The following is a 25,460-nucleotide window of genomic DNA, read 5'->3' as shown; positions in this document are numbered from 1 at the left end:
AATTTAATCTAATGAAATGATTTGGAGTGCTTATGACTGAAGTCTTGAAACCGCTGATCGAACAGCGCGCCGACCCGCATATCACCCGCCACAGCGACGGCTATTATTACTTTACGGCCTCCGTGCCCCAGTATGACCGCATCGAACTGCGCCGCGCCGACAGCATCGCCGGCTTGGCCGACGCGGAGCAAATCGCCGTCTGGCACAAGCCGGACACGGGTCCGTACAGCGAGCTGGTGTGGGCGCCCGAGCTGCACTTCAACCAGGGCGCCTGGTATGTGTATTTCGCCGCCGCGCCGAGCCGCGAAATCAAGCATAAGCTGTTCCAGCACCGCATGTATGCGATCCGCAATACGAATGCCAACCCGCTCGAAGGCGAGTGGGAATTCATGGGCCAGATCGACACGGGCATCGACACCTTTTGCCTGGATGCCACCACTTTTACGCACGACGGCGTGCTGTACTACCTGTGGGCGCAGAAAGATGTCGCCATCGAAGGCAATTCGAACCTGTACATCGCACCGATGGCCACGCCGTGGCAGCTGGCCGGCCCGCCCGTGATGCTGAGCAAGCCGGAATTCGACTGGGAAATCCGCGGCTTCTGGGTCAACGAGGGACCGTCCGTGCTGAAACGCAATGGCAAGATATTCATCAGCTATTCGGCCAGTGCCACCGATGAAAACTACGCGATGGGGCTGCTGTGGGCGGACGCGTCCGCCGACTTGCTCGATCCGGCGGCGTGGACGAAGTCGCCCGAGCCCGTGTTTGCCACCTGCTATGAGCACGGCATCTACGGCCCCGGCCACAACAGCTTTACCACGGCCGAGGACGGCGACGGCGTATTGCTGGTGTACCATGCCCGCACCTACACGGAAATCGTCGGCGACCCGCTGTGGAACCCGGATCGCCACACGTTTGTGAAGCCGCTGCGCTGGGATGCGCAAGGCATGCCCGTGTTTGGCCGCTCATCGACCCTGTAAAACCTGGACCCGACGCCATGACCCCAGTTGATTCTGTTTCAGTGACGCAAGCGCCGTTCGGCGTCCTGCCCGGCGGCGACCACGTCACCGTGTTTACCCTGACGAACCGCCAGGGCATGCAAGTCAAAGTGCTCGACTTTGGCGCCATCATCAGCGAAATCCACGTGCCGGACCGCACAGGTGCCTTTGCCGACGTGGTGCTCGGATTCGAGCGCATCGAGCCGTATCTGCACAACAGCGCTTTCCTGGGCGCCGTCATCGGGCGCTACGGCAACCGCATCGCAGGGGGATGTTTCAGCCTCGACGGCAAGGATTACCAGCTGGCCGTCAACAACGCACCGAATCACTTGCATGGTGGAAACCAAGGCTACCACCAGGTCATGTGGCAGGCAGAACCGTTCACGAAGGACGACGCCGTGGGCGTCACGTTCACGCGCAGCAGCCCGGACGGCGAAGACGGCTACCCGGGCAAGCTCGACGTCACGCTGACCTATGAACTGGACAACGATAATGCGCTGAGCCTGCGCTATCACGCCGTCACGGACCAGGCCACGCCCGTCAACCTGACCAACCACAGCTATTTCAACCTGGCAGGGCAGGGCCATATCCTCGGCCACGAAGTGTCCATCAATGCGGACCGCTACCTGCCCGTCGATGCCGGTTCGATTCCCACGGGCGAGCTGGCGGACGTCACCGGCACGCCATTCGACTTGCGCCAGAGCACCGTCATCGGCGACAGCATTGACTTGCCGCACGAGCAGATCCGCACCGGGCGCGGCTACGACCATAACTTTGTGCTGAATCAACAACCCGGTCAGCTGCTGAACCTGGCGGCCACCGTGCGCGATCCGCAATCGGGCCGGGTGATGCAGGTGTACACGCAGGAACCGGGCATCCAGTTTTATTCCGGCAATTTCCTCGACAGCAGCCAGTATGGCAAGCTGCGCGCCATCAGCTACCGCAGCGCGCTGTGCCTGGAAACCCAGCATTTCCCCGATGCGCCGAACCAGGCGCATTTCCCGAACACCATCTTGCGCCCGGGCGAGGAATACCGGACGGAAACCGTCTACCGGTTTTCCGTAGAGTAAGCGCCCCAGCCAAAATCGCCCACGCCCTGCCGCCATGCGCCCGCAGGGCGTTTTCATTGGCACATGCCGATATCGTTTTCGATATCGGAACGCATTAAAAATTGATTGGAAAGGCATGGCAGGATTCTTTAGTATTCCAACATCGCTGCCCGGGCCGACGACCTTAGATCCGGCATGGCACAACCAGGAGAATGGCATGTCTGAGACAAAAAAGAAGGTAGCCCTGCGCTCGGCCGAGTGGTTCGGCTCGCAGGACAAGAACGGCTTCATGTACCGCAGCTGGATGAAAAACCAGGGCATACCTGACCACGAATTTCATGGCAAGCCCATCATCGGCATTTGCAATACCTGGTCCGAACTGACTCCTTGCAACGCGCATTTCCGCCAGTTGGCCGAGCACGTCAAGCGCGGCATCCTGGAAGCGGGCGGTTTCCCCGTGGAATTCCCCGTCTTCTCGAACGGCGAATCGAATCTGCGTCCGACCGCCATGCTGACGCGCAACCTGGCCTCGATGGACGTGGAAGAATCGATCCGCGGCAACCCGATGGACGCCGTCGTGCTGCTGGTCGGCTGCGACAAGACGACGCCGGCCCTGCTGATGGGCGCTGCCAGCGTCGACATTCCCACCATCGTCGTCAGCGGCGGCCCCATGCTGAACGGCAAGCTGAACGGCAAGGACATCGGTTCCGGCACGGCCGTGTGGCAGCTGCACGAGCAGATGAAGGCGGGATCGATCACCTTGCACCAGTTCATGTCGGCCGAATCGGGCATGTCGCGCTCGGCCGGTACCTGCAACACCATGGGCACGGCCTCGACGATGGCCAGCATGGCCGAAGCGCTGGGCACGTCCTTGCCGCACAACGCGGCCATCCCCGCCGTCGATTCGCGCCGCTACGTGCTGGCGCACATGTCGGGCATCCGCATCGTCGAAATGGTGCACGAAGACCTGCGCCTGTCGAAAGTGCTGACGCGCGAAGCGTTCCAGAATGCCATCAAGGTCAACGCGGCCATCGGCGGCTCGACCAATGCCGTGATCCACCTGAAAGCCATTGCCGGCCGGATCGGCGTGCCTTTGGAGCTGGAAGACTGGACCAAGACGGGCCGTGGCACGCCGACCATCGTCGACTTGCTGCCGTCGGGCCGTTTCCTGATGGAAGAGTTTTACTACGCGGGCGGCTTGCCGGCCGTGATACGCCGCCTGGGCGAAGGCGACTTGCTGCCGCACAAGAATGCACTGACCGTCAACGGCAAGTCGCTCTGGGACAACTGCGTCGAAGCACCGATCTACAACGACGAGGTGGTGCGCACCCTGGACAACCCGCTGCTGGCCGATGGCGGCATTTGCGTGCTGCGCGGCAACCTGGCGCCGCGCGGCGCCGTGCTGAAACCGTCGGCCGCTTCGCCGCATTTGATGCAGCACCGGGGCAAGGCCGTCGTATTCGAAGACTTTGAACATTACAAGGCGCGCATCGTTGATCCGGATCTCGACGTCGATGCCAATTCCGTGCTGGTGATGAAAAATTGCGGCCCGAAAGGCTATCCGGGCATGGCGGAAGTGGGCAACATGGGCTTGCCGCCGAAATTGCTGGCGCAAGGCATCACCGACATGGTGCGCATCTCGGACGCGCGCATGAGCGGCACCGCCTACGGCACCGTCGTCCTGCACGTGGCGCCGGAAGCCATGGCGGGCGGCCCGCTGGGTATTGTGCGCGATGGCGATATGATCGCCCTCGATTGCCACGCCGGCAGCCTGAACATCGACATCAGCGACGCGGAAATCGCCGAGCGCCTGGCGGCCCGCGAACTGGGCAGCGCGCCCGGACCGAAGAGCGGCTACCAGCAGCTGTACATCGAACACGTGTTGCAGGCCGACGAAGGCTGCGATTTCGACTTCCTGGTCGGCAATCGCGGTTCCGCCGTGCCGCGCCACTCACATTAAGCGGAGACCATTATGCTGTTGCTGCAATTTACGAATGAACATGGCGGGCGCCTCGTCGGCCTGCTGCAAGACGACGTCATCCGCGTCATCGAAGGCTACAACACGACGTATGCGCTGGCGCAAGACGCCATCCGCAAGAAGGTGAGCCTGGCGGACCTGGTGAATGCCAGCGTCGGCAACGCCACGCATGCGTATGCGGATGTGGCCGCCAGCGGCCGTTTGCTGGCGCCGCTCGACCACGCGGACGAAGCGCACTGCTACGTGACGGGCACGGGCCTGACCCACCTGGGCAGCGCCGGCGCGCGCGACGCCATGCACAAGAAGATCGGCGGCGATGCCGAATCCCTGAGCGATTCCATGAAAATGTTCCGTCTGGGCGTGGAAGGCGGCAAGCCCGCCGACGGCACGGCCGGCGCCCAGCCCGAGTGGTTCTACAAGGGCGACGGCTCCATCGTGCGCGCTGGCGGCCAGCCGCTGCGCATGCCGGACTTTGCCCTCGACGGTGGCGAAGAGCCGGAAATCGCCGGCCTGTACGTGATCGGCGACGACGGCCAGCCGTATAGAGTCGGCTACGCCATCGGCAATGAATTCTCGGACCACGTGACGGAACGCCAGAATTATCTGTACCTGGCCCACTCGAAGCTGCGCGCCTGCAGCGTGGGCCCGGCCCTGCTGGTGGGCGAATTGCCCGCGCACATCGCCGGCAGCTCGCGTGTGCTTGATGCGGCCGGTAATGTGCGCTGGGAAAAGGCGTTTGTCAGCGGCGAAGAGAATATGTCGCACACGATTGCCAACCTGGAACACCATCACTTCAAGTATCCGCTGTTCAAGCGCCCTGGCGACGTGCACGTGCACTTCTTCGGCACGGCCACCCTGAGCTTTGCCGATGGCGTGAGTGTGGCGCCGGGCGAAACCTTTGAAATCGAAGCGCCGGCCTTTGGCCCCGCCCTGCGTAACCGCCTCGACGTCTTCCCAACCGAATTTGCGAAAGTGAGCACATTATGAGTTTCAATATCACCGGTGATGCATTGATCGGCGGCGTCGCCGTCAAGGGCAATGGCGGCTCCTTCGAAGCGTGGGACCCGGCCGCGCGCGCGCACATCGCGCCCGCCTTCCACATGGTTGACGTGGCGCAAATCGACGAAGCCTGCCGTCTGGCGCAAGCCGCCTTCGACCCGTTCCGCGCCACCAGCGACGCGGAGCGCGCCGACTTTTTAGATACCATCGCCGCGCAAATCCTCGAACTGGGCGATGACTTGATCGTGCGCGCCATGACGGAAAGCGGCTTGCCGCGCGCGCGCCTGGAAGGCGAACGCGGCCGCACGGTGGGTCAATTAAAACTGTTCGCGGGCTTGCTGCGCGAGGGTTCGTGGACCGATGCGCGCATCGACAGCCCGCTGCCGGAGCGCGTGCCGCCCCGTCCTGACTTGCGCTTGCGCATGATCGGCCTGGGCCCCGTCGCCGTGTTTGCCGCCAGTAACTTCCCGCTGGCCTTCTCCGTGGCGGGCGGCGATACGGCCTCGGCCCTGGCGGCCGGTTGCCCCGTCGTCCTGAAAGCCCATTCGGCCCATCCGGGCACGTCCGAGCTGGTGGCGCGCGCCATCGTGAAAGCGATTGCCATCTGCAAGCTGCCGGCCGGCGTGTTTGCCTTGCTGACGGGCACGGGCAATGGCATCGGCCAGGCGCTGGTCGCCCATCCGGCCATCCAGGCCGTCGGCTTTACGGGTTCGCGTTCGGGTGGCATCGCCCTGATGAAGGTGGCGGCGGAACGCCCGCAGCCGATCCCCGTGTATGCGGAAATGAGCAGCATCAACCCCGTGTTTGCGCTGCCGCAAGCCCTAGCTGCCCGTGGCGCGGCCATCGCCAGCGGTTTTGCCGCGTCGCTGACGATGGGCGTGGGCCAGTTCTGCACCAATCCCGGCCTCGTGCTGGGCCTGGAAGGTGCCGACTTCACGGCCTTTGCCACCGCCGCCGCCGAAGCGCTGGCGCCGGCACCGGCCGCCACCATGTTGACGGCTGGTATCGCCAGCAGCTATGCCAAGGGCGTCGCCGCGCTGGCGCAGCACGCCGATGTGACGCCGCTGGTGCAAAACACGGGCGAGGAAGGCAAGGGCGCCGCCGCCCTGTTCGTCACCTCGGGCGAGGCCTTCCTGGCCAGGCACGACTTGCGCGATGAAGTCTTCGGCCCCGCTTCCCTGCTGGTGGCGTGCCGCGACATGGAGCAAATGCTGGCGATCACGGAAAGCCTGGAAGGCCAGCTGACGGCCACCCTGCAGATGGATGCGGGCGACCTGGAAGACGCGCGCCGTTTGCTGCCCGTGCTGGAGCGCCGCGTGGGCCGCATCCTGGCCAACGGTTTCCCGACCGGCGTGGAAGTGTCGACGGCGATGGTGCACGGCGGCCCGTTCCCGGCCACGTCGGACGGCCGCAGCACCTCGGTAGGCACGGCGGCCATCAACCGCTTCCTGCGCCCCGTGTCGTACCAGAACCTGCCGCAGGACTTGCTGCCGGAGTCGCTGCGCGACGATAATCCGCTCAGTATCTGGCGCCGTCACGATGGCGTGCTCGGTAAACTTTAATCATAAAAAATAAAAATACACAGGTGGAGACAAGATGAAGCAATTGGCGAAATATGGCAGCTTGCAGGGCAAGCGCGTGTTCATCACGGGCGGCGGCAGCGGCATCGGCGAATCTTTGGTGGCGGAGTTTGCGGCCCAGGGAGCGCTGGTGGCGTTTGTCGACATCGCCGTGGAAGCGAGCGAGGCCCTGTGCCGCCGCCTGGCCGAAGCGGGCATGACGGCGCCCCTGTTTCGCTATTGCGACATCACGGATATTGCCTCGCTGCAGGCCGTCATGGCGGAACTGGCACAGAAGCTGGGCGACTTCGATATCCTCGTCAACAACGCGGCCAACGACCAGCGCCACCAGGCGCAGGATGTCACCCTGGAATACTGGAACGAGCGTATTGCGATTAATCAACGTCCGATGTTCTTCACCTGCCAGGCCGTCTTCGAAGGCATGAAGCGCAGGGGCGGCGGTTCCATCATCAACGTCAGCTCGATTTCCTGGCACATGAAGTCGGGCGGCTATCCCGTCTACGCCACCACCAAGGCGGCCGTCGTCGGCCTCACGCGGGGCCTGGCGCGCGATTTCGGCGCCCATAACATCCGCGTCAATACCGTCACGCCCGGCTGGGTCATGACGCAGCGCCAGATCGACCTGTGGGTCGACGAGGCGGCGGAAGCGGAAATCAAGAAAAGCCAGTGCTTGCCGAATAAACTGATGCCACAGGACATCGCCGCCATGGTGCTGTTCCTTGCCTCCGATGACGGCGCGATGTGCTCCAGTCAGGAATTCATTGTGGATGCTGGCTGGGTATAAGCCTTAGCGCATCGTTTAATTCGCGCCGGCACTGACCGGCAACTCCGATCTTGAAACTCCCCTCATGCCGCCCCAACCCCGCGGCAGGAGAGGCATCGCCACATCCAGATTGCGCCGGGGTTGATCCCCGGCCCTTGCTTTTCACTAAAAAACAGGAGACAGCATGAAATTCATCCATACCAGCATCGTGGCCCTCAGCCTGGCCATGGCCGTCGGCAGCGCCTTTGCCGCGCCCGTCAACGTCACCATCGACGTGGCCAAGCCCGGTCCCGTGATCAACAAGAACGTGTACGGCCAGTTCGCCGAACACCTGGGGACCGGTATCTACGAGGGCATGTGGGTGGGGCCGGACTCTGCCATCCCGAACACCAAGGGCTGGCGCAATGACGTGCTGGGCGCGCTGAAACAGCTGCACGTGCCCCTGGTGCGCTGGCCGGGCGGCTGTTTTGCCGATGAGTATCACTGGAAGGATGGCATCGGCGCGCGCGACAAGCGCCCGACCAAGGTCAACACCAACTGGGGCGGCGTGGAAGAGTCGAACGCCGTCGGCACGCATGAATTCTTCGACCTGGCCGAGCTGCTGGGCGCGCAGACCTACATCAACGGCAACCTCGGTTCCGGCACGCCGCAGGAAATGTCCGAATGGCTCGAATACATGACGTCGGACAGCAAGTCCACCCTGGCCGAGCTGCGCCGCAAGAATGGCCGCGCCCAGCCATACAAGGTTGATTATTTCGGCATCGGCAATGAAGCCTGGGGCTGCGGCGGCAATATGCGCCCGCAGTACTACGCCGACCTGTACAAGCACTATCACACCTTCATGAAGACGCCGGAAAGCGCGCGCCCGAAATTCATCGCCAGCGGCGGCAATGACGACGACATCAGCTGGTCCGGCACCCTGAGCCGCGAAATCAAGCCGAACATGATGGACGCCATCAGTTTCCACTACTACACGGTGCCGACCGGCGTGTGGGAAAAGAAGGGCGCAGCCACGGGTTTTGGCGAAAATGAATGGATTTCCACCCTGAGCCGCACCCTGCGCATCGATAGCTTGATCAAGAACAATATTGCCGCCATCGACAAGAACGACCCGTCGAAAAAGACGGGCTTGTACGTCGATGAATGGGGCACCTGGTACGACGTCGAGCCGGGCACTAACACGGGTTTCCTGTTCCAGCAAAACAGCTTGCGCGACGCGCTCGTCGCCGCCCTGAACTTCAATATTTTCCACGCCCACGCGGACCGCGTGCGCATGACGAATATCGCGCAAATGGTCAACGTGCTGCAGGCCATGATCATCACGGACAAGGACAAATATTTCCTCACGCCGACGTATCACGCGTTTGAAATGTACGTGCCGTTTCAGGATGCCACGTCCTTGCCGGTTGCCATTAGCGGCAATGGCAAGTACAGCCTGGGCAAGGTCAGCATTCCCGAAGTGAGCGCCTCGGCCGCGCGCGCCAGGGATGGCAAGGTGTACTTGTCCCTGGTCAACACCAATCCGCACAAGGCCGTCGACGTCAACGTGGCACTGGCCGGCAAGCAAGTGGCCAGCGTGAACGGCCGCGTGCTGACCGCAGGCAAGATGGATGCCGTCAACAGCTTTGCGCAGCCGCAAGCCGTGCAGCCGGTGGCATTTAATGCCAAGGCGCAAGGCGGCAAGCTGACCGTCTCGCTCCCCGCCAAGGCCGTTGTGGTCGTCGCCGTCGAATAAGCCGCCAGCTTCCTGCTGTCTACTCTGTGCCGGCGGGGGAGCTTTCCTGCGCCGGCCAGCCGCATCGTGCTGCACGTTGTAGAGAAAGTATTCCATGAACAGAAGAGAAGCTGTACTGGCGCTCGGTAGCGCCATGGCCCTGGCCGCCTGTGGCGGCGGTGGTTCGTCCGGGAGCGCGCCTGTCGTGTCCGTCACGCCACCCGTCGTGCCTCCCGTGGTGGTGCCTCCTGTCGTCACGCCGCCCGTACAGGGCGCCATCACCTTTATGAATGCCTCCGTGCATGACCCGTCCGTCATCAAGGTGGCCGGCACCTATTATGTGTTCGGTTCGCACCTGGCGGCCGCCAGGTCCACCGACCTGATGAACTGGACGAAGATTGCCGACGGCGTCAATGCCGGCAATCCCCTGTTCAGCAATGTCGTCAGTGCCTTGGCCGACACCTTTGCCTGGTCGCAAGTGACGGGCCTGTGGGCGCCCGACGTCATCCAGCTCGACAATGGCAAGTTCGCCATGTATTACAACAGTTGCAAGGGCGATTCACCGCGTTCCGCCATGGGCCTGGCCCTGGCCGACAAGGTCGAGGGGCCATACGTGAACCAGACGATTTTCCTCAAGTCCGGCATGTGGGGCCAGCTCAGCGAAGATGGCGTGACGCTCTACGATGCGCTGACGCAACCGAACGTGGTCGATCCGAACACTTTCCGCGACGCCACGGGCAAGCTGTGGATGATCTACGGCTCGTATTCGGGCGGCATTTTCATCCTGGCCATGGACGCGGCCACGGGCTTGCCCGTTGCAGGGCAGGGCTATGGCAAGCACGTGATCGGCGGCAACCATAGCCGCATCGAGGGCGCCTACGTGCTGTACAGCCCGCAATCGCAGTATTACTATCTGTTCACCTCGTTTGGCGGCCTGGACGCGAACGGCGCCTACAATATGCGCGTGGCCCGTTCGCGCGCGCCGGACGGCCCCTACGTGGATGCCCGGGGCAACGATATGCGCCAGGTCAAGTCCAACCCCGCCTTGCCCCTGTTTGACGATGCCTCCATCGCACCGTTCGGCCAGAAGCTGATGGGCAACCATCAATTCGCGCTGGCGGCTGGCGAGACGGGCACGCCGCCGGGATATGTGTCGCCAGGACACAATTCAGCGGTGTACGATGCTGCCACGCAGCAGTATTTCCTCATCTTCCACACGCGCTTCCCCAACACGGGAGAATTGCACGAGCTCCGTGTGCACGAGCTGTTCATGAATGCCGATGGCTGGCTGGTGGCGGCGCCGTTCCGTTACGTGCCCTTGAGCAAAAGCGTCACGCCGCTGGCGGCGCAGGTGGCGGTAGCGGAGGTGGCGGGCAGCTATCAATTGATCAACCACGGCAAGGATATTTCCACGGCGCTCAAGCTGTCGCAAAGCGTCACATTGCTGGCCGACGGCACAATTGCGGGGGCGCAAACGGGCACGTGGCAGCACCAGGGCAACAATGTGCTCGCCGTCACCCTGGCGTCGGGCGGCCTGTTTAATGGCGTGCTGTCGCGCCAGTGGCATGCGAATGCGCAAGCCTTCGTCGTCACGTTTACGGCGCAGTCCATCGATGGCGTGTCGCTGTGGGGCGCCCGCACGGGCAATTAAAAGTAAAGGAAAACCATGATGCAAACGCTCAAGCGCGGCCTGGCCGCCGTTACCGCCACCCTGCTGGCGCTGTCCTGCCACGCCGCGCAAGTGAGCGTGCACGACCCCGTGATGGCCAGGGATGGCGACACGTATTACCTGTACAGCACGGGCCCCGGCATCACTTTCTACAGCTCGAAGAATATGGTCGACTGGCAACCGGAAGGGCGCGTCTTCGCGGGCCAGCCTGTCTGGGCCAAGACGGCCGCGCCGTCGTTTGACGACCATATCTGGGCGCCCGATGTGCAATTCCATGACGGCAAGTATTACCTGTACTACTCGGTGTCCGGCTTCGGCAAGAACACCTCCGGCATCGGCGTGACCGTCAACACCACCCTGAACCCCCGCTCGCCCGATTACCGCTGGGTCGACCAGGGCATGCTGCTGCAATCGGTGCCCGAGCGCGACGAGTGGAATGCCATCGACTCGAACATTGTCACCGATGCCAAGGGCACGCCGTGGATGGCCTTCGGCTCGTTCTGGAACGGCATCAAGCTGGTGAAACTCAACGCCGACTGGAAAACCATTGCGGAACCGCAAGAGTGGCATTCCCTGGCGCGCCGCGTGCCCCTGCCGCCAAGGGCCGGCGAATTCAAGCCCGCGCCCGAGGAAATCGAAGCGCCGTTCATCTTCCAGCGCGGCAACGATTATTTCCTCTTCGTCTCCTGGGGACTGTGCTGCCAGAAGGAAAAAAGCACCTATCACCTGGCCGTCGGCCGTTCCAAGAGCGTGACGGGGCCGTATCTGGACAAGGATGGCCGCGACATGGCGCAGGGCGGCGGCACGGTGGTCTTGAAAGGCGACAAGGATTGGCGGGGCCTGGGCCACAACAGTGCCTATACCTTTGACGGCAAGGATTACCTGGTGCTGCACGCCTACGAGACGGCGGACAATTATTTGCAGAAGCTCAAAATTTTGCCCATGACGTGGGACAAGGATGGTTGGCCTCAGGTGGATCCGCGCGACTTGAACCGCTACCAGAGCAAGCAGTTGCCCGCGGCCAAACCGTAAAGGTCTGCCATGAAAACAACCTTGCTGACGCTGGCGCTGGCCGCCGGCGGCCTTGCCACGCCGCTACTCCAGGCGGCGGAGCTGTTTCCCCTCGCGTCCGTGCGCCTCGGTGCGGGACCGTTTCTCGATGCGCAGACGACGGATTTGCACTATCTGCTGGCCTTCGACCCGGATAAGCTGCTGGCGCCGTTCCGCCGCGAGGCGGGCTTGCCGCAGATCCAGCCCAGCTATGGCAACTGGGAAGCGACGGGCCTCGACGGTCACATGGGCGGCCATTATCTGTCCGCGCTGGCCCTGATGGTGGCGTCCACGGGCGACGCGCAGGCGCGCGAACGCCTCGACTACATGCTGGCGCAGCTGAAGCAATGCCAGGACGCGAATGGCAATGGCTACCTCGGAGGGATTCCCGACGGCAATGCCGCCTGGCAAGCCGTGGCCCGGGGCGAACTGCAGGCCGACACCTTCTCCGTCAATGGTAAATGGGTGCCGTGGTACAACCTGCACAAGGTATTCGCCGGCTTGCGCGACGCCTACCAGTACACCGGCAATGCCGAGGCGAAGGCCATGCTGATCGGGCTGTCGGACTGGGCCGTGAAACTCTCGGCCTCCTTGTCCGATGCGCAGATGCAAGCCATGCTGCGCGCCGAACACGGCGGCATGAACGAGGTGCTGGCCGACGTTTACGCGATGACGGGCGGGCAAAAGTATCTGGACCTGGCCGTGCGCTTTTCGCACCAGGCGGTCTTGCAGCCTTTGGCGGCCCGGCAAGACAAGCTGACGGGCCTGCATGCGAATACGCAAATCCCGAAAGTCATCGGTTTCGAGCGCATCGGCGCCTTGACGGGCCGGCGCGACTGGCAGCAGGCGGCGCAATTCTTTTGGCAAACCGTGCACGACAAGCGCACGGTGGCCATCGGCGGCAACAGCGTCAAGGAACATTTCCACGACGAACACGATTTTTCCTCGATGGTGGAGGAAGTCGAGGGGCCGGAAACCTGCAATACCTACAATATGCTCAAGCTCACGCAGCAGCTGTTCCGCCGCGACGAGCAGGTGAAGTATGCGGATTACTACGAGCGCGCCCTGTACAACCATATTTTGTCGTCGCAGCGCCCCGGCACGGGCGGCTTTGTCTACTTTACGCCCATGCGCCCGAACCACTACCGCGTGTATTCGCAAGTGGACAAGGGCATGTGGTGCTGCGTGGGTTCCGGTATCGAAAGCCAGGCCAAGTATGGCGAGTTCATCTACGCGCATGACGGCGACGCGCTGTACGTAAACCTCTTCATGGCCTCCACCCTGGACTGGGCAGAGCAGGGCGTCAAGATCGTGCAATCGACCCGGTTTCCCGACCAGGACACGACGCGCATCAAGGTGCTGGGAAATAAAACCTTCAGCATGAAGATACGCTACCCGCAGTGGGTAGCCAAGGGCAAGCTGCGCCTCAAGCTCAACGGCAAGGCCCTGCGTGTGGCCGGCGCGCCGGGCGAGTACGTGAGCATCACGCGCGCCTGGAAGAGCGGCGACAAGGTCGACGTGGTGCTGCCGATGAGCACGCGCCTGGAACAGATGCCGGACCAGTCGAACTACTATGCCGTGCTGCACGGCCCCATCGTGCTGGCCGCCAGGACGCAGCCGTTTGTGTATGAACAACTGAACTATTTTGCCGACGATACGCGCATGGGCCATATCGCCCAGGGGCAAGTGTGCCCGCTGGAATCGTCACCGCTGTTCGTCAGCGACGAGCAGGATTTCATGCGGAGAATCCGCCCCGTGAAGGGCCAGCCGCTGACGTTCACGGCGCCCGGTTTGATCCAGGGCAAGGATGCGGCGACGCTAAAACTGATCCCGTTCTTCCGCCTGCATGATTCTCGCTACATGCTGTACTGGCCCGTGTCCACGCCCGCGAAGCTGGCGCAGCTGCAGGATGCCACACGCCAGGCGGAAGCCGAGCGCCTGGCGCTCGATGCGCAGACCATCGACCAGGTGGCGCCGGGGCAGCAGCAGCCCGAATCCGACCACAGCTTCCAGGCCGAAGGGGGAGAAAACGGCGTCAACAAGGGCCGGCACTGGCGCCATGCGACGGGCTGGTTCAGCTATGACCTCAGCGACCCGAAGAGCGAAGCGAGGATTTTGCGCCTGACCCTGTCCACCCTCGATGCGGGCAGGACCTTCGACGTGCTGCTCAATGGCATCAAGCTGCAGACGGTGGCCGTGGCGGCCGATGCGCCGCAGGAACTGCATACGGTCGATATCGCCGTGCCTGCGGACTTGGTCGCGGCCGCCAAGGGCAAGCTGGTCGTGAAATTTGTTGCCGGCAAGGACTCCGTGGCCGGTGGCCTGTACGGGCTGCGCCTGCTGCGCTGAGGGGGAGGGCGCTGCCGCGGCCATCCAGTGATACGCAAATCGGTATCGCAAGCGAAAAAGAATTGATTGGATGGCTATGTGGCTTTCTCCTACCATGGGTTCATAAAAAACCGCCCATCCGGCATCCGGCTGTGATGGTATTCCAATAAAAAAACTGGAGACAAGAATGACCTTGAGCCGCCGCACCCTCCTCGCCAGCGCCATGCTGCTGGCCGCTTCCGCCACCACCTTCGCCACGCCTTCCGCGTTTGCCGCCAAGCCCCTCGTCATGGGCTTTTCGCAGGTGGGCGCCGAGAGCGAATGGCGCACCGCCAATACCGTCTCCATCAAGGATGCCGCCAAGAAAGATGGCGTCACCCTGAAATTCGCCGATGCCCAGCAAAAGCAGGAAAACCAGGTCAAGGCGCTGCGCTCGTTCATCGCGCAAAAGGTCGATGTCATCGCCTTCTCGCCGGTCGTTGAATCGGGCTGGGATACCGTCTTGCGCGAAGCCAAGGCTGCCAAGATTCCCGTCATCCTGACGGACCGCGCCGTCAACGTGGCCGACAAATCGCTGTACGTGACCTTCATCGGTTCCGACTTCGTGGAAGAGGGCCGCCGCGCCGGCCAGTGGCTGCTTGAGCACGCCAAGAAAACCCCGGATGCCACCCTGAACATCGTCGAACTGCAAGGCACGGTCGGCTCCGCGCCCGCCATCGACCGCAAAGCCGGCTTCCTGGAAGTGGTGGGCAAGAATCCGAAGCTGAAGATCATCCGTTCGCAAACGGGCGACTTTACGCGCGCCAAGGGCAAGGAAGTGATGGAAGCGTTCCTGAAGGCCGAAGGCAAGAAGATCAACGTCTTGTATGCGCACAATGACGACATGGCCATCGGCGCCATCCAGGCCATCGAAGAAGCGGGCATGAAGCCGGGCAAGGACATCATCATCATCTCGATCGATGGCGTCAAAGGCGCGTTCGAAGCCATGATCGCCGGCAAGCTGAACGTCACCGTCGAATGCAGCCCGCTGCTGGGCCCGCAATTGATGTCCATCGCCCGCGATGTGGTGGCCGGCAAGCCCGTGCCGGCGCGCATCACGACGGTGGAAGGCGTGTTCCCTGCCGAGGTGGCCGCCAAGGAATTTCCGAACCGTAAGTACTAAGCTTGCCGCATGATGAAGACGCAAGCGCATCACACGGCCGCGCCAGCTCCCCTGCTGGAGTTGCGCGGCATCAGTAAAGCCTTTCCCGGCGTCAAAGCCCTCAGCGATGTTGCCCTGCGCCTGTATCCGGGCGAAGTGCACACCCTGATGGGGCAAAACGGCGCGGGAAAGTCGACCCTGATCAAGGTGCTGACGGGCGTGTATACGCCCGACAGCGGCCAGATCCTGTTTGACGGCAAGCCCATCGCCCCCGCGTCCACGTCGGACGCGCAGGCGCTCGGCATCAGCACCGTGTACCAGGAAGTCAATCTGTGCCCGAACCTGTCGGTGGCGGAAAACATTTTTATTGGCCGTTATCCGCGCCGCTTCGGCTTCATCGATTGGCGTTCCATGCAGCAGCAGGCGCGTGCCTTGCTGCAGCAATTGCAGATCGATATCGATGTCACGGCGCAACTGTCCAGCTTTCCGCTGGCCATCCAGCAAATGGTGGCCATTTCGCGCGCGCTGAACATTTCGGCCCGCGTGCTGATCCTCGACGAACCCACGTCCAGCCTGGACGAGGCGGAAGTCCATCTGCTGTTTTCCGTGCTGCGCCGCCTGCGCGAGCAAGGCATGGCGATCCTGTTCGTCACCCACTTCCTTGACCAGACCTATGCCATTTCCGACCGCATCACGGTCATGCGCAATGGCGAGCGCGAGGGAGAGTATGCGTGCAGCGAACTGTCGCGCCTGGCGCTGGTGAACAAGATGATCGGCGTGGCGGCGGATACCCAAGCGCAAGAGCTTGACCTGGCGCAAGAAGCGGGCGCGGCCAGCTTTGGCCCGAATGTGCTGGAAGCGCAGGGCCTCGGCCGCAAGGGCGCCTTGCTGCCCATGGATTTCCACATCCGCCAGGGCGAATTGCTGGGCCTGGCCGGTTTGCTCGGTTCGGGCCGCACGGAACTGGCGCGATTGCTGTTCGGCGCCGACAAGGCTGACTCGGGCACGATCACCATGCAGGGCCAGCCGCGCCAGTTTGCCGTGCCGCGCGACGCGATTGCCCGCGACATCGGTTTCTGCTCGGAAGACCGCAAGCACGAGGGCGCGATTTTGTCGCTCTCCGTGCGCGAAAACATTATTTTAGCCTTGCAAGCCCGCACGGGCTTGCTGCGCGCCATCCCCTTTAAACGCCAGCAGGCGCTGGCCGATGAATACGTGAAGGCGCTCGGCATCAAGACGGCCAGCATCGAAACCCCCATCGGCAGCCTGTCGGGCGGGAATCAACAGAAGGCCTTGCTGGCGCGCTGGCTGGTGACGTCGCCCGCCATGCTGATTCTCGATGAACCGACGCGGGGCATCGACGTGCGTGCCAAGCAGGAAATCATGAGCTATGTCAGCAAGCTGTGCCGCAAGGGCATGGCGATTCTGTTCATTTCGTCCGAACTGCCGGAAGTGCTGCGCTGCAGCGACCGTATTCTGGTCATGCGCGACCGCAAGGCCTGCGGCGACTATGCGCGGGGCGAGCTCGATGATAGTTCCGTGCTGCAAGTGATTGCCGGAGAGACCGCATGAGCGTATCCACTTCGTCGCCCGCCGCCCCTGCGGCGCGGGCGGCTGCCACCACGGATTCTTCCATTGTGCATACCGTTTTACACCATCCCCTGAGCCGGCCCCTGGCCGCGCTGTTGCTGCTGTTGCTGGTGGCCTTCTTCGCCATCCCCGGCTTTTTCCACCTGGAAATCCGCGATGGCCATTTGTACGGCAGCGTGATCGACATCGTCAACCGCGCCGCGCCGCTGATGCTGGCCGCGCTGGGCATGACCCTGGTGATTGCCACGCGCGGTATCGACATTTCCGTGGGCGCCGTCGTGGCCTTGTCCGGCACCGTGGCCGCCATGCTGATCGGCGGCACCATGGTGATGGACAATGGCGTGCCGACCTACGTGAGCAATATCCCCATGGGCTGGGCCCTGGCGGCCGCCCTGGGCGCGGCCCTGCTGTGCGGCGCCTGGAATGGCGTGCTGGTGGCGGGCCTGGGCTTGCAGCCCATCGTCGCCACCCTGATCCTGATGGTGGCGGGGCGCGGCCTGGCGCAATTGCTGACGGATGGACAGATCGTTACGGTCTATTATCAACCGTTCTTCTTCATCGGCAGCGGCTACCTGTTCGGCTTGCCGTTCTCGCTGTTCCTCGTCGCTGCCGTGTTCATCATCACCGCCTTGCTGATGCGCAAGACCGCTTTGGGCCTGTTCATCCAGGCCGTCGGCATCAACCCCGTCGCCGCGCGCCTGGCCGGCATCAAGACGGCGACGCTGATCTTTTTCGTCTACGTGTTTTGCGCCGCCTGCGCCGGCTTGTCCGGGCTGATGATCAGCTCGAACATCAAGAGCGCCGACGCGAACAATGCGGGCCTGATGCTGGAACTCGACGCCATCCTGGCCGTCACCCTGGGCGGGACGTCCTTGGCGGGCGGCAAGTTCAGCTTGGTCGGCAGCATGATCGGCGCGCTCATCATCCAGACCCTGACCTACACGATTTATTCGCTCGGCGTGCCGCCCGAGGTGAACATGGTCGTCAAGTCCGTCGTCGTGTTCCTCGTCTGCCTGTCGCAATCGTCGGAATTCAAGCAATTGCTGCATCGGAGAAAAGCATGAAGGGCTTGCTGCACACCCCGTATTTCACCTCGCTCGTCACGGTCTTGCTGCTGGTGGTGATGCTGGGCCTCGGCGGCGCCGCCTACCCGGGCCTGCTGTCCACGCAAGTGATCTTTAACTTGTTGATCGATAACGCCTTTTTGCTGGTGATCGCCGTCGGCATGACCTTCGTCATCGTTTCCGGCGGCATCGACCTGTCCGTCGGCTCCGTGCTGGCCTTGTCGACCATGATCGCCGCCTGGCTGCTGAACGTGGCGCACTGGCCGCCGCTGCTGGTGATCGCCACCGTGCTGGCGCTGGGCGCCGTGTTTGGCGCCGGCATGGGCGCGCTGATCCATTATTTCAAATTGCAGCCCTTCATCGTCACCTTGGCCGGCATGTTTCTGGCGCGGGGCCTGTGCTATTTGATCAGCATCAATTCCATCACCATCGATGATCCGCTGTTCGTGGCCATGTCGCAGACGCAGCTGCAATTTCTTGGCGGCTTCGTTTCGCCCGGCGTGGTGATTGCCGTGGTCACTTTGCTGCTGGCCATCTGGCTGGCGCACGCCACGCCGTTTGGCCGCGCCGTGTATGCGATCGGCGGCAATGAGCAGTCGGCCCTGATGATGGGCTTGCCCGTGGGCCGCACCAAGGTTTTCATTTACGCCTTCAGCGGATTCTGTGCGTCGCTGGGCGGCGTGCTGTTTTCGTTCTACATGCTGTCCGGCTATGGCTTGCATGCGCAAGGCACGGAACTGGACGCGATCGCCGCCGTCGTCATCGGCGGCACCCTGCTCAGCGGCGGCTACGGTTACGTGGCGGGCGCGCTGTCCGGCGTGCTCGTGCTGGGCACCATCCAGACCCTGATCGCCTTCGACGGCACGCTCAGCTCGTGGTGGACCAAGATCGTCATCGGCGGCCTGCTGTTCGTCTTTTGCGTCGTGCAAAGACTGATGGCCATGGGCCAGAAAACCACCAAAGGGAGTTAATCGATGTTGAAGCAACACACACGTGCCGCAACCATCGGCATGGCGCTGGCGCTCGCCTGCGCCACGTTCGGTGCACAGGCGGCCAACCCCATCGTAAAAAATATCTACACGGGTGATCCGGCCGCGCTGGTCGACGATGGCCGCGTGTATTTGTACGTCGGTCACGATGAAGCGAGTGCCACGGACACGGATTACCGGATGAACGAGTGGCGCGTATATTCCTCGTGCGACATGGCCAACTGGATCGATCACGGCTCGCCCGTGCGCTTTTCCACGTTTTCCTGGGCCGGCAAGGATGCGTGGGCGGGCGACATCGTCAAGCGCGGCAGCAAATACTATTTTTACTCGACCGTCGACCACAAGACCATCCCCGGCAAGGCCATCGGCGTGGCCGTGTCCGACAGCCCCACGGGCCCCTTCGTCGACGCGCGCGGCAGCGCCCTGATCACGAACGACATGACGAAACAGACGGCGATCCCGTGGGACGACATCGACCCGGCCGTCTTCATCGACACGGATGGCCAAGCCTATCTTTACTGGGGCAATACGGTCTTGAAGTACGCCAAACTCAAAGCGAATATGACGGAGCTGGACGGCCCGATCTTGACCTTCGGCATGGATGCGTTCACGGAAGCGGCGTACATGCACAAGCATGCGGGCACGTATTACTTGTCGTACTCGCGCAACTTCCCGGAAGAAACGGCGTATTCGACGGGGCCGACGCCGACAGGCCCATGGCATTTCCGCGGCGCCATCATGGAAAAGAATGCCGTCGTGAAAACCATTCACCAGGCCATCATCGAATTCAACGGCAAGTCCTACATCTTCTATCACAACGACAAGTTGCCCGGCGGCGGAGAATACCGGCGTTCCGTGGCCGTGGAAGAGCTGAAATACAAGCCTGACGGCACGATCGAATTCATCCAGCAGACGGCTGGCCCGGCAGCCAACCCGAGCGCTGCCTGCAAGGCATCGTGATCGCTGCTTGACGACGCTCAAAAAGGAGACAAACCGATATCTGGAATATCGATATTGAGTTAAAACTGATATCGATCATGATATGATTTATTCATGGATACCCTTAACCCCAACTGGTTCTTGCGAGCCCGCCTGAAGACGCGGCAACTGCTGCTGCTGATCGCCCTGGACGAGCAGCGCAACATCCACCGCGCGGCGGAAGAATTGCACATGACGCAGCCGGCCGCGTCCAAGCAAATCAAGGATCTGGAAGAGATGCTGGACGTGCGCCTGTTCGACAGGTTGCCGCGCGGCATGGAGCCGACCATCTACGGCGAAACGATGATACGCCACGCGCGCATGGCCCTGACGAGCCTGTCGCTGGCGCATGACGACATCGTCGCGCTCAAATCAGGCCTGACGGGCCAGGTGGAAGTGGGCGTCATCATGACGCCGGCCATGGCCTTGCTGCCGCGCGCGATTGCCCGCATCAAGCAGCAGGCGCCGCTGATGCGCATCGGCGTGCACCTGGAGCACAGCAATACGCTGATGGACATGCTGCAGCATGGCACGCTCGATTTCATGATCGGCCGCATCCTGGAAAAGGAAAGCAGCGCCGGCCTCATCTACGAGGAATTGACGGAAGAGCCGGCCAGCGCCGTGGCGCGCAATGGCCACCCGCTGCTGTCGCGCAAGAATCTGCAATTGAAGGACCTGGCGGGCCAGCCGTGGATCTTGCCGCCGCAGGGCAGCATCCTGCGCCACCGCTTCGACATGATGTTCCGCCGCGCCAGCCTGGAGCCGCCCGTCGACGTGGTCGACACCACCGCCTTGCTGCTGATCACGTCCCTGCTGCAGCAGACGGATTCGCTGCACGTGATGCCGACGGAAGTGGCCCATTACTATGAATCGTTGAACGTGCTGAGCATTTTGCCCATCGAACTGCCGTGCAAGATGGATGCCTTCGGCATCATCCGCCAGCAGGATCATTTGCTGTCGCCGGGGGCGGATATGCTGCTCAAAGCTGTGCGGGCGACCGCCGCGGACATGTATTAAACCCAACGGCAAATGCTGGGGTCGTACCCTCAGGGTACGACCCCAGATCCTGCTTTTGGGGTTCAATCGGGCACTTCAAAAAAGAACAGCTGCACCAATCGGCCATTTTCCGGCGTGTCGCCAAACACATTGCTGATCGAGTGAAAGTAATGGCCCTTGTAGACGATCAGGCGGTTGTGGCGCATGGGCACTTCCAGCAGCGCTTGCCAACTGTCGCGCTGTTCCTGTAAGTCGTTGAATTTCTGTACTTTACTGTTCGGCAGCCAGCGTTTCTGGAAATCCTTGAAACTGGCGTAGCCGCCCGCTTTCACGTCCGCCTCGGGCAGTCTCCGGTACCAGCCGCTGGGCTGGTGGCGCCAGAACGTGGTGCCGCCCTGGCACTGCTCGGGCGGATTCAGGTACAGCACGCCCGCATAGAAATTGAAATTGTTGCCCGTCTCGTTGTCCACGTGGATATCCGTGCGCGCCATCGCGTCCGCATAGCTGAGGCGATACGAGCCATTGTCGGGCGAAATAAAACGGATGGGGCGGCCCAGCGCCGTGGCGATGCGTTCCATGATGGCCTGGCTGGGCTGGCCCGCCGTCTGGCTGCCTGGATAGTTCTGTCCCGCATAGCGCTGCTGCTCGAACGGCAACGCCAGCGCCTGGGCGCGCCAGGCGACGGGATCGGGCAGGAAATCGTCAATGATGTGCAGGTCGGTTTCACGGATAAAATCGTGGATGTCTTCCGGCACATTGAGCGCCGTCAACGTTTCTGCGTATTCCGCTTGCGGACTGGCAAAGCCGATGCGGCACGTTTGCGCCAGTGCCGGATGCAGCGCCAGGGCTTGGGCATAGCGCGCCAAGGCCGGTTCCTGCTGTCCCGTGCGGTAATACAGCTCGGCCAGGCCCTGCAGGGTTTGCCAGCGCTGCGGGCGCAGGGCGTGGGCCCGTTCCAGTTCGGCAATGGTCTCCATCAGCCGCTGCTTCCCTAACAGCAATTCGGCATGACTGATGGCGAAATCGTGCTCGTGCGGCGCCAGCCGCGCCGCCGTGGCGTAGCTGGCCAGCGCCGCCTCGCTGTCCGTGCCGCGCAGCACATTGCCCAGGTTGTAGTGGAACAGGGCGTTGTCGGGCTGTTGCTTGAGCGACAGTTTTAACAGGCCCAGGCCGATGGTGCCCTGGCCCAGCTCCAGCATCGCCAGGCCCTGGAAATGCTGGGCTTCGGCCAGGGCCGGATCTTGCTTGTAAGCAGCCTGGTAGGCGTTGATCGCCTCGATCAGCTTGCCTTGCTGCTGCAGTTGCCGGCCCTTGGCCAGCTGTTGTTCCGCCAGTGTCTGTTCGCCCATGTTTCGATCCCGATGCAATGTGGCGAACAGTGTAACCGAGCTCGTTCTACAGTGCCTGGCTGACGGGAATTTCCTGCCCGTTCAGCTTGATCGCCACCTTGACGATCTGCGCCTTGACCTGGTTGCTGGCCATGTCCGCTTCCTGGGCATACGCGTACACGACGATGGCGAAATCCTTGTAGCCGCTGCGCGCCGCCTCAATCTTGCGCGCCGCCTCCTGGTCCACCTTCAGCAGCGAGTAGCCGTCGCCATTCGTGAATGCCAGCTTGTAGTCGCCGTTGTCGTACATGTAGTAATACGTGCCCGCTTCGGCGAACTTGGCGGGGAAGGCGGCCTTGTCCATCGCGTACGGCGCCAGGGCGCCCTGGCCGTTGATCTGGTAGCGCAGGTAGCGCTTCGTCTTCGCTTCATTGACCTTGGCGTCGATCTGCGGTTTCAGGGCGTCGAGCACTTCCTGCTTGCGGAAGGCGTCGTTGCTGCCCGCATATTCGCGCGAGATGCGCTGCGCCACGGCCGCATAGTCGGGCGGCACGCCGGACAGGGCGATGTAGCTGTACATCAACTGGTTGCCGCTGGTGATGTCGACATAGCTGGCGCTTGGCGTGGCCGGATCCGCTTGCGGCAGGCTGGCGGCCGCCGCTTTTACCTGGGCTTTGGCGGCCATGTCGGCCACGCTGGTGGCGGGCGCCGAAGCCGCCGGCGTTGCATTCTCGGAGGGCTTGCCGCAGGCGGACAGCAGGATGGTGATGGCGAGCAGAGCGGGGAGGGTACGTTGCATGATATTTCCTTCAAAGTAAGTGGAAAGTAAGTGGAGAGTGGGTGACTTAGCCGATGGTTTTACGCTTGTATTCGCCGACGCCATAGGCCGCGAGGACGATGGAAGCGGCCAGCACCAGGTAAAAGCCGATGCCGAACGACAGCCCCTGCCACACTTGTCCCAGCATTTCACTTGCCATCTGCTCGGCCATGCGGGCTGCGCGGCTGCCCATGATGCCGCCCATGGCGTTGCCCGCGTCGCTGACGGCGCCCTTGATCTTGATCAACAGCAAGCTGCTGTGGATGACGATGAACAGCAGCGGCGCGCACTTGCCCAGCGCCGCTTTCGGGTGGTTGCTGGCCATGGTGGCGCAGCAGGCGGCAATGGCCAGCAGGAAGAAGAATTGCGCCGAGGTAAAACCGCTGCCGCCATCGCGGGCAAAGCTTTCCAGGCTGTCGGCGGACAGGCCCAGCAGCTGCCAATAGGTGCGCGAGACGGAGGCGAACAAACGGATGCCGATGGTGTTGAAGATGAAGGCGCCGGCGATCAGCACGCCCAGGCTGGCCAGCACCTGGATGCCGAGCGCCGAGACGGCCCGGCCCCACAGTTGCTGGCCCTTGTCGCGCGCCAGCTTGGCGGCGCCGGCCATGTCTTCCTGTGCCAGTTGCTGCGCGGGAATGGCCGTGACGGTGGCGAGGCCGCCGGCGTCGTCGAAACGCACATCGACGACGGCGTTGATGGCGGGTGCCACGTCCGAGCGCCAGTGGGTACTGATGTCGAAGGCATGCTGGATGCCGGCCACGCTGACGGAACCTTGTCCGCTTGCTTGGTAGGCGAGGATGCGGCCCCGTTGGCCGGTGGTGATTGTTGCTGGGCTGGATGCTTGCATGGGATTTCCCTGGTCACTGTCATGCTGTATTGCATGTACCCACGGATAACGGGGGCAGTTCAGGGAAATCCAAAATTATTTGAAATTATTTTTTCGGCGGCTGTAATACGTCCTTGGCGGCGCCCTGGTAATCCTTCATCAAGCCCATGAAAGCGTCCTGCAAATGCCGGGCCGCGTCCTGCGGCGGCGCGCCCGTGCGCCGCGCCAGATCGAATTTGTAGGCGTGGGCGGGGCTGTAGCCGGCCTGCGAGGCGGCATCGAGCAGCACACCCGCCCGTTTCAGCGAGGCGGGGTCGCCCTTGACCATCAGCAATTCGGCCAGGTAGGTCTGGGCAATCGGGAAATCCTTGGCGGCCGCCTTTTCCAGCCACTGCATGCCCGCCTTTGGCTGTTTCACACCAGCATCACCGCCGCCGATGCCGTAACCGAGGGCCGTCAGCGCCACCAGGTCGCCGCCGCGCGCGCGCTTTTCCAGTTGTTGGCGGGGAAACGGCCGCGCCGCGATCTGCATGCGGATTTCATAGTTGATGTCTTGCAGCACATTGCCAGGCCACACCTTGGCGCCGGGGGCGGCCGGCTTTTCCACCGCTGGCGCAGGCGCCGGGACCGGTGCGCGCATGCCGCCCTGGCCTTGCGCGCCGGCCAGCACGCCCGGCGTTGCCTGGCTAACACCCTTGCCGCTGCCCATGTTCAGCACCAGGCGCGCCGACGTTTCGCCAAACGACACGCGCGGTTTTTGCACGTCGTGCGTCATGGCGGCGACCCGCGCCGCCACTTGCGAGAACACGTCGCTCATGGGCAAGCCCGGCGCGTCGAGCGCGTCGAGCAAGGCGCTGGTATATGGGCTGTTGCGCGAATCGGGCGACCAGAAATCGCGCGCCAGGGCGCCCGGTCCGGCCGAATAGGCGATCACCACGCCCCGCGGTGCTTGCGTGTCGGCAAAACCGTGGCTGACCGCATTGCCGCCGGGCACCATCACGGCGCCGCCGCGCGTGTATTCCTGCCGGCAAGCGTCGAGGATCAGCACGGCGCCGCGCGCGCCCGAGCGCTGCAGATCGCCCGCCAGGCTGGACACGGACACGCCCTGCGCGGCAATCGCCGCCGCATTCAGCGCATGCATGTTCGCGCCCAGCGGCAACACATAATTGGCTTCGCCCGCCTGGGCGCCGTGGCCCGCGTAAAACACGAGGGCGATATCGGCACCGCGCGCCTGCGTGGAAAACTCGGCCGACGCCTTTTGCAGCTGTTGCGCATTGATGTCCGTGCGCAACAGCACCTCAAAACCCAGGCGGCGCAGGCGCTCGGCCATGGCGCGCGCATCGTTCACGGGATTCAATAGCGGCTGCGGATAGGCCGCGTTGCCGATCACCAGGGCGATGCGCTTGCCGGGAGCCGCCGGCAAGGCGGCGTGCGCCATGTTGCTGAACAGTAAAACGAACAGGCTGAAAAACAGGGGAATCAGGCGTTGCATCGGGATCTCGGGGATTGTCGTGAAAGTAACAAAAGTTAGCGATTTTTACTGTGATATGAGAAAATTGCCTAAATGCATTTTACCTTACTGACAAGTTTCTCTTGTCTG

The 25,460-nt window shown here is 62.7% G+C and carries 20 protein-coding genes; 16 read left to right on the top strand and 4 right to left on the bottom strand.

The features are described from left to right. The first annotated feature begins 32 nt into the window (after positions 1–32). The 16 genes from AC07X6_RS10470 to AC07X6_RS10395 all read left to right on the top strand — a co-directional run bounded on the left by AC07X6_RS10470 (position 33) and on the right by AC07X6_RS10395 (position 20,907). Positions 33–980 carry a glycoside hydrolase family 43 protein gene (locus tag AC07X6_RS10470; RefSeq protein ID WP_494790914.1) on the top strand — a complete coding sequence of 316 codons (948 nt, stop codon included), beginning with the start codon at positions 33–35 and terminating at the stop codon, positions 978–980. A 17-nt stretch (positions 981–997) separates the two neighbouring features. Next, the gene (locus AC07X6_RS10465) at positions 998–2,068 is read left to right on the top strand and encodes an aldose epimerase family protein (protein ID WP_494790913.1); all 1,071 of its coding nucleotides are present in this window, start codon (positions 998–1,000) and stop codon (positions 2,066–2,068) included. A gap of 196 nt (positions 2,069–2,264) precedes the next feature. Then, positions 2,265–4,007, top strand: a complete 1,743-nt coding sequence (locus AC07X6_RS10460; protein WP_230540200.1) for an IlvD/Edd family dehydratase — start codon at positions 2,265–2,267, stop codon at positions 4,005–4,007. Between the two features lie 12 nt (positions 4,008–4,019). Continuing rightward, complete coding sequence (araD1, locus tag AC07X6_RS10455) at positions 4,020–5,012, top strand: AraD1 family protein (RefSeq protein ID WP_494790912.1); 993 nt, start codon at positions 4,020–4,022, stop codon at positions 5,010–5,012. Beyond that, positions 5,009–6,586: an aldehyde dehydrogenase (NADP(+)) gene (locus tag AC07X6_RS10450; RefSeq protein ID WP_494790911.1), complete on the top strand. Its 1,578-nt coding sequence runs from the start codon at positions 5,009–5,011 to the stop codon at positions 6,584–6,586. Before araD1 ends, AC07X6_RS10450 begins: the two co-directional genes overlap by 4 nt. Before the next feature lie 34 nt (positions 6,587–6,620). Further along, positions 6,621–7,388, top strand: a complete 768-nt coding sequence (locus AC07X6_RS10445; protein ID WP_494790910.1) for an SDR family NAD(P)-dependent oxidoreductase — start codon at positions 6,621–6,623, stop codon at positions 7,386–7,388. Positions 7,389–7,551: 163 nt separating this feature from the next. Further along, positions 7,552–9,102: an alpha-N-arabinofuranosidase gene (locus AC07X6_RS10440; protein WP_494790909.1), complete on the top strand. Its 1,551-nt coding sequence runs from the start codon at positions 7,552–7,554 to the stop codon at positions 9,100–9,102. 94 nt (positions 9,103–9,196) lie between these two features. Further along, the gene (locus AC07X6_RS10435; protein ID WP_494790908.1) at positions 9,197–10,732 is read left to right on the top strand and encodes a glycoside hydrolase family 43 protein; all 1,536 of its coding nucleotides are present in this window, start codon (positions 9,197–9,199) and stop codon (positions 10,730–10,732) included. A gap of 15 nt (positions 10,733–10,747) precedes the next feature. Further along, positions 10,748–11,782, top strand: a complete 1,035-nt coding sequence (locus AC07X6_RS10430; protein ID WP_474293980.1) for an arabinan endo-1,5-alpha-L-arabinosidase — start codon at positions 10,748–10,750, stop codon at positions 11,780–11,782. Between the two features lie 9 nt (positions 11,783–11,791). Further along, positions 11,792–14,149 (top strand): beta-L-arabinofuranosidase domain-containing protein, encoded by a 2,358-nt coding sequence (locus AC07X6_RS10425; protein WP_494790907.1) that lies wholly within the window; start codon positions 11,792–11,794, stop codon positions 14,147–14,149. A gap of 166 nt (positions 14,150–14,315) precedes the next feature. Next, positions 14,316–15,290, top strand: coding sequence for an ABC transporter substrate-binding protein (locus AC07X6_RS10420; RefSeq protein WP_494790906.1), 975 nt, complete (start codon positions 14,316–14,318; stop codon positions 15,288–15,290). 9 nt (positions 15,291–15,299) lie between these two features. Beyond that, complete coding sequence (locus tag AC07X6_RS10415) at positions 15,300–16,841, top strand: sugar ABC transporter ATP-binding protein (protein WP_494790905.1); 1,542 nt, start codon at positions 15,300–15,302, stop codon at positions 16,839–16,841. Beyond that, positions 16,838–17,923 carry an ABC transporter permease gene (locus AC07X6_RS10410; protein WP_494790904.1) on the top strand — a complete coding sequence of 362 codons (1,086 nt, stop codon included), beginning with the start codon at positions 16,838–16,840 and terminating at the stop codon, positions 17,921–17,923. Before AC07X6_RS10415 ends, AC07X6_RS10410 begins: the two co-directional genes overlap by 4 nt. Next, the gene (yjfF, locus tag AC07X6_RS10405) at positions 17,920–18,894 is read left to right on the top strand and encodes a galactofuranose ABC transporter, permease protein YjfF (RefSeq protein ID WP_494790903.1); all 975 of its coding nucleotides are present in this window, start codon (positions 17,920–17,922) and stop codon (positions 18,892–18,894) included. The genes AC07X6_RS10410 and yjfF overlap by 4 nt, the downstream gene beginning before the upstream one ends. Positions 18,895–18,897: 3 nt before the next feature. After that, positions 18,898–19,872: a glycoside hydrolase family 43 protein gene (locus tag AC07X6_RS10400; protein ID WP_494790902.1), complete on the top strand. Its 975-nt coding sequence runs from the start codon at positions 18,898–18,900 to the stop codon at positions 19,870–19,872. Positions 19,873–19,965: 93 nt separating this feature from the next. After that, positions 19,966–20,907, top strand: coding sequence for a LysR family transcriptional regulator (locus AC07X6_RS10395; RefSeq protein ID WP_035823672.1), 942 nt, complete (start codon positions 19,966–19,968; stop codon positions 20,905–20,907). A 62-nt stretch (positions 20,908–20,969) separates the two neighbouring features. Here AC07X6_RS10395 and AC07X6_RS10390 read toward each other — a convergent pair whose 3' ends face one another. The 4 genes from AC07X6_RS10390 to AC07X6_RS10375 all read right to left on the bottom strand — a co-directional run bounded on the left by AC07X6_RS10390 (position 20,970) and on the right by AC07X6_RS10375 (position 25,352). Continuing rightward, complete coding sequence (locus tag AC07X6_RS10390; RefSeq protein ID WP_494790901.1) at positions 20,970–22,235, bottom strand: DUF6445 family protein; 1,266 nt, start codon at positions 22,233–22,235, stop codon at positions 20,970–20,972. Positions 22,236–22,281: 46 nt separating this feature from the next. Further along, positions 22,282–23,013, bottom strand: a complete 732-nt coding sequence (locus AC07X6_RS10385; protein ID WP_494790900.1) for a hypothetical protein — start codon at positions 23,011–23,013, stop codon at positions 22,282–22,284. Positions 23,014–23,059: 46 nt separating this feature from the next. Further along, a complete protein-coding gene (locus AC07X6_RS10380) occupies positions 23,060–23,881 on the bottom strand; it encodes a hypothetical protein (protein ID WP_494790899.1) in 822 nt (273 codons plus the stop codon). Positions 23,882–23,966: 85 nt separating this feature from the next. Further along, positions 23,967–25,352: a caspase family protein gene (locus AC07X6_RS10375; protein WP_494790898.1), complete on the bottom strand. Its 1,386-nt coding sequence runs from the start codon at positions 25,350–25,352 to the stop codon at positions 23,967–23,969. Positions 25,353–25,460: the final 108 nt, after the last annotated feature.

Source organism: Janthinobacterium sp. GW460-12-1-14-LB5 (genome assembly GCF_059423585.1).
The sequence above is the reverse complement of the archived record's forward strand: the minus strand, read 5'-3'. Positions and strand labels throughout refer to the sequence as shown.

Coding starts and splice junctions, on each gene's coding strand:
- AC07X6_RS10470 (WP_494790914.1), top strand. CDS start 33: ATGACTGAAGTCTTGAAACCGCTGATCGAACAGCGCGCCGACCCGCAT.
- AC07X6_RS10465 (WP_494790913.1), top strand. CDS start 998: ATGACCCCAGTTGATTCTGTTTCAGTGACGCAAGCGCCGTTCGGCGTC.
- AC07X6_RS10460 (WP_230540200.1), top strand. CDS start 2,265: ATGTCTGAGACAAAAAAGAAGGTAGCCCTGCGCTCGGCCGAGTGGTTC.
- araD1 (WP_494790912.1), top strand. CDS start 4,020: ATGCTGTTGCTGCAATTTACGAATGAACATGGCGGGCGCCTCGTCGGC.
- AC07X6_RS10450 (WP_494790911.1), top strand. CDS start 5,009: ATGAGTTTCAATATCACCGGTGATGCATTGATCGGCGGCGTCGCCGTC.
- AC07X6_RS10445 (WP_494790910.1), top strand. CDS start 6,621: ATGAAGCAATTGGCGAAATATGGCAGCTTGCAGGGCAAGCGCGTGTTC.
- AC07X6_RS10440 (WP_494790909.1), top strand. CDS start 7,552: ATGAAATTCATCCATACCAGCATCGTGGCCCTCAGCCTGGCCATGGCC.
- AC07X6_RS10435 (WP_494790908.1), top strand. CDS start 9,197: ATGAACAGAAGAGAAGCTGTACTGGCGCTCGGTAGCGCCATGGCCCTG.
- AC07X6_RS10430 (WP_474293980.1), top strand. CDS start 10,748: ATGATGCAAACGCTCAAGCGCGGCCTGGCCGCCGTTACCGCCACCCTG.
- AC07X6_RS10425 (WP_494790907.1), top strand. CDS start 11,792: ATGAAAACAACCTTGCTGACGCTGGCGCTGGCCGCCGGCGGCCTTGCC.
- AC07X6_RS10420 (WP_494790906.1), top strand. CDS start 14,316: ATGACCTTGAGCCGCCGCACCCTCCTCGCCAGCGCCATGCTGCTGGCC.
- AC07X6_RS10415 (WP_494790905.1), top strand. CDS start 15,300: ATGATGAAGACGCAAGCGCATCACACGGCCGCGCCAGCTCCCCTGCTG.
- AC07X6_RS10410 (WP_494790904.1), top strand. CDS start 16,838: ATGAGCGTATCCACTTCGTCGCCCGCCGCCCCTGCGGCGCGGGCGGCT.
- yjfF (WP_494790903.1), top strand. CDS start 17,920: ATGAAGGGCTTGCTGCACACCCCGTATTTCACCTCGCTCGTCACGGTC.
- AC07X6_RS10400 (WP_494790902.1), top strand. CDS start 18,898: ATGTTGAAGCAACACACACGTGCCGCAACCATCGGCATGGCGCTGGCG.
- AC07X6_RS10395 (WP_035823672.1), top strand. CDS start 19,966: ATGGATACCCTTAACCCCAACTGGTTCTTGCGAGCCCGCCTGAAGACG.
- AC07X6_RS10390 (WP_494790901.1), bottom strand. CDS start 22,235: ATGGGCGAACAGACACTGGCGGAACAACAGCTGGCCAAGGGCCGGCAA.
- AC07X6_RS10385 (WP_494790900.1), bottom strand. CDS start 23,013: ATGCAACGTACCCTCCCCGCTCTGCTCGCCATCACCATCCTGCTGTCC.
- AC07X6_RS10380 (WP_494790899.1), bottom strand. CDS start 23,881: ATGCAAGCATCCAGCCCAGCAACAATCACCACCGGCCAACGGGGCCGC.
- AC07X6_RS10375 (WP_494790898.1), bottom strand. CDS start 25,352: ATGCAACGCCTGATTCCCCTGTTTTTCAGCCTGTTCGTTTTACTGTTC.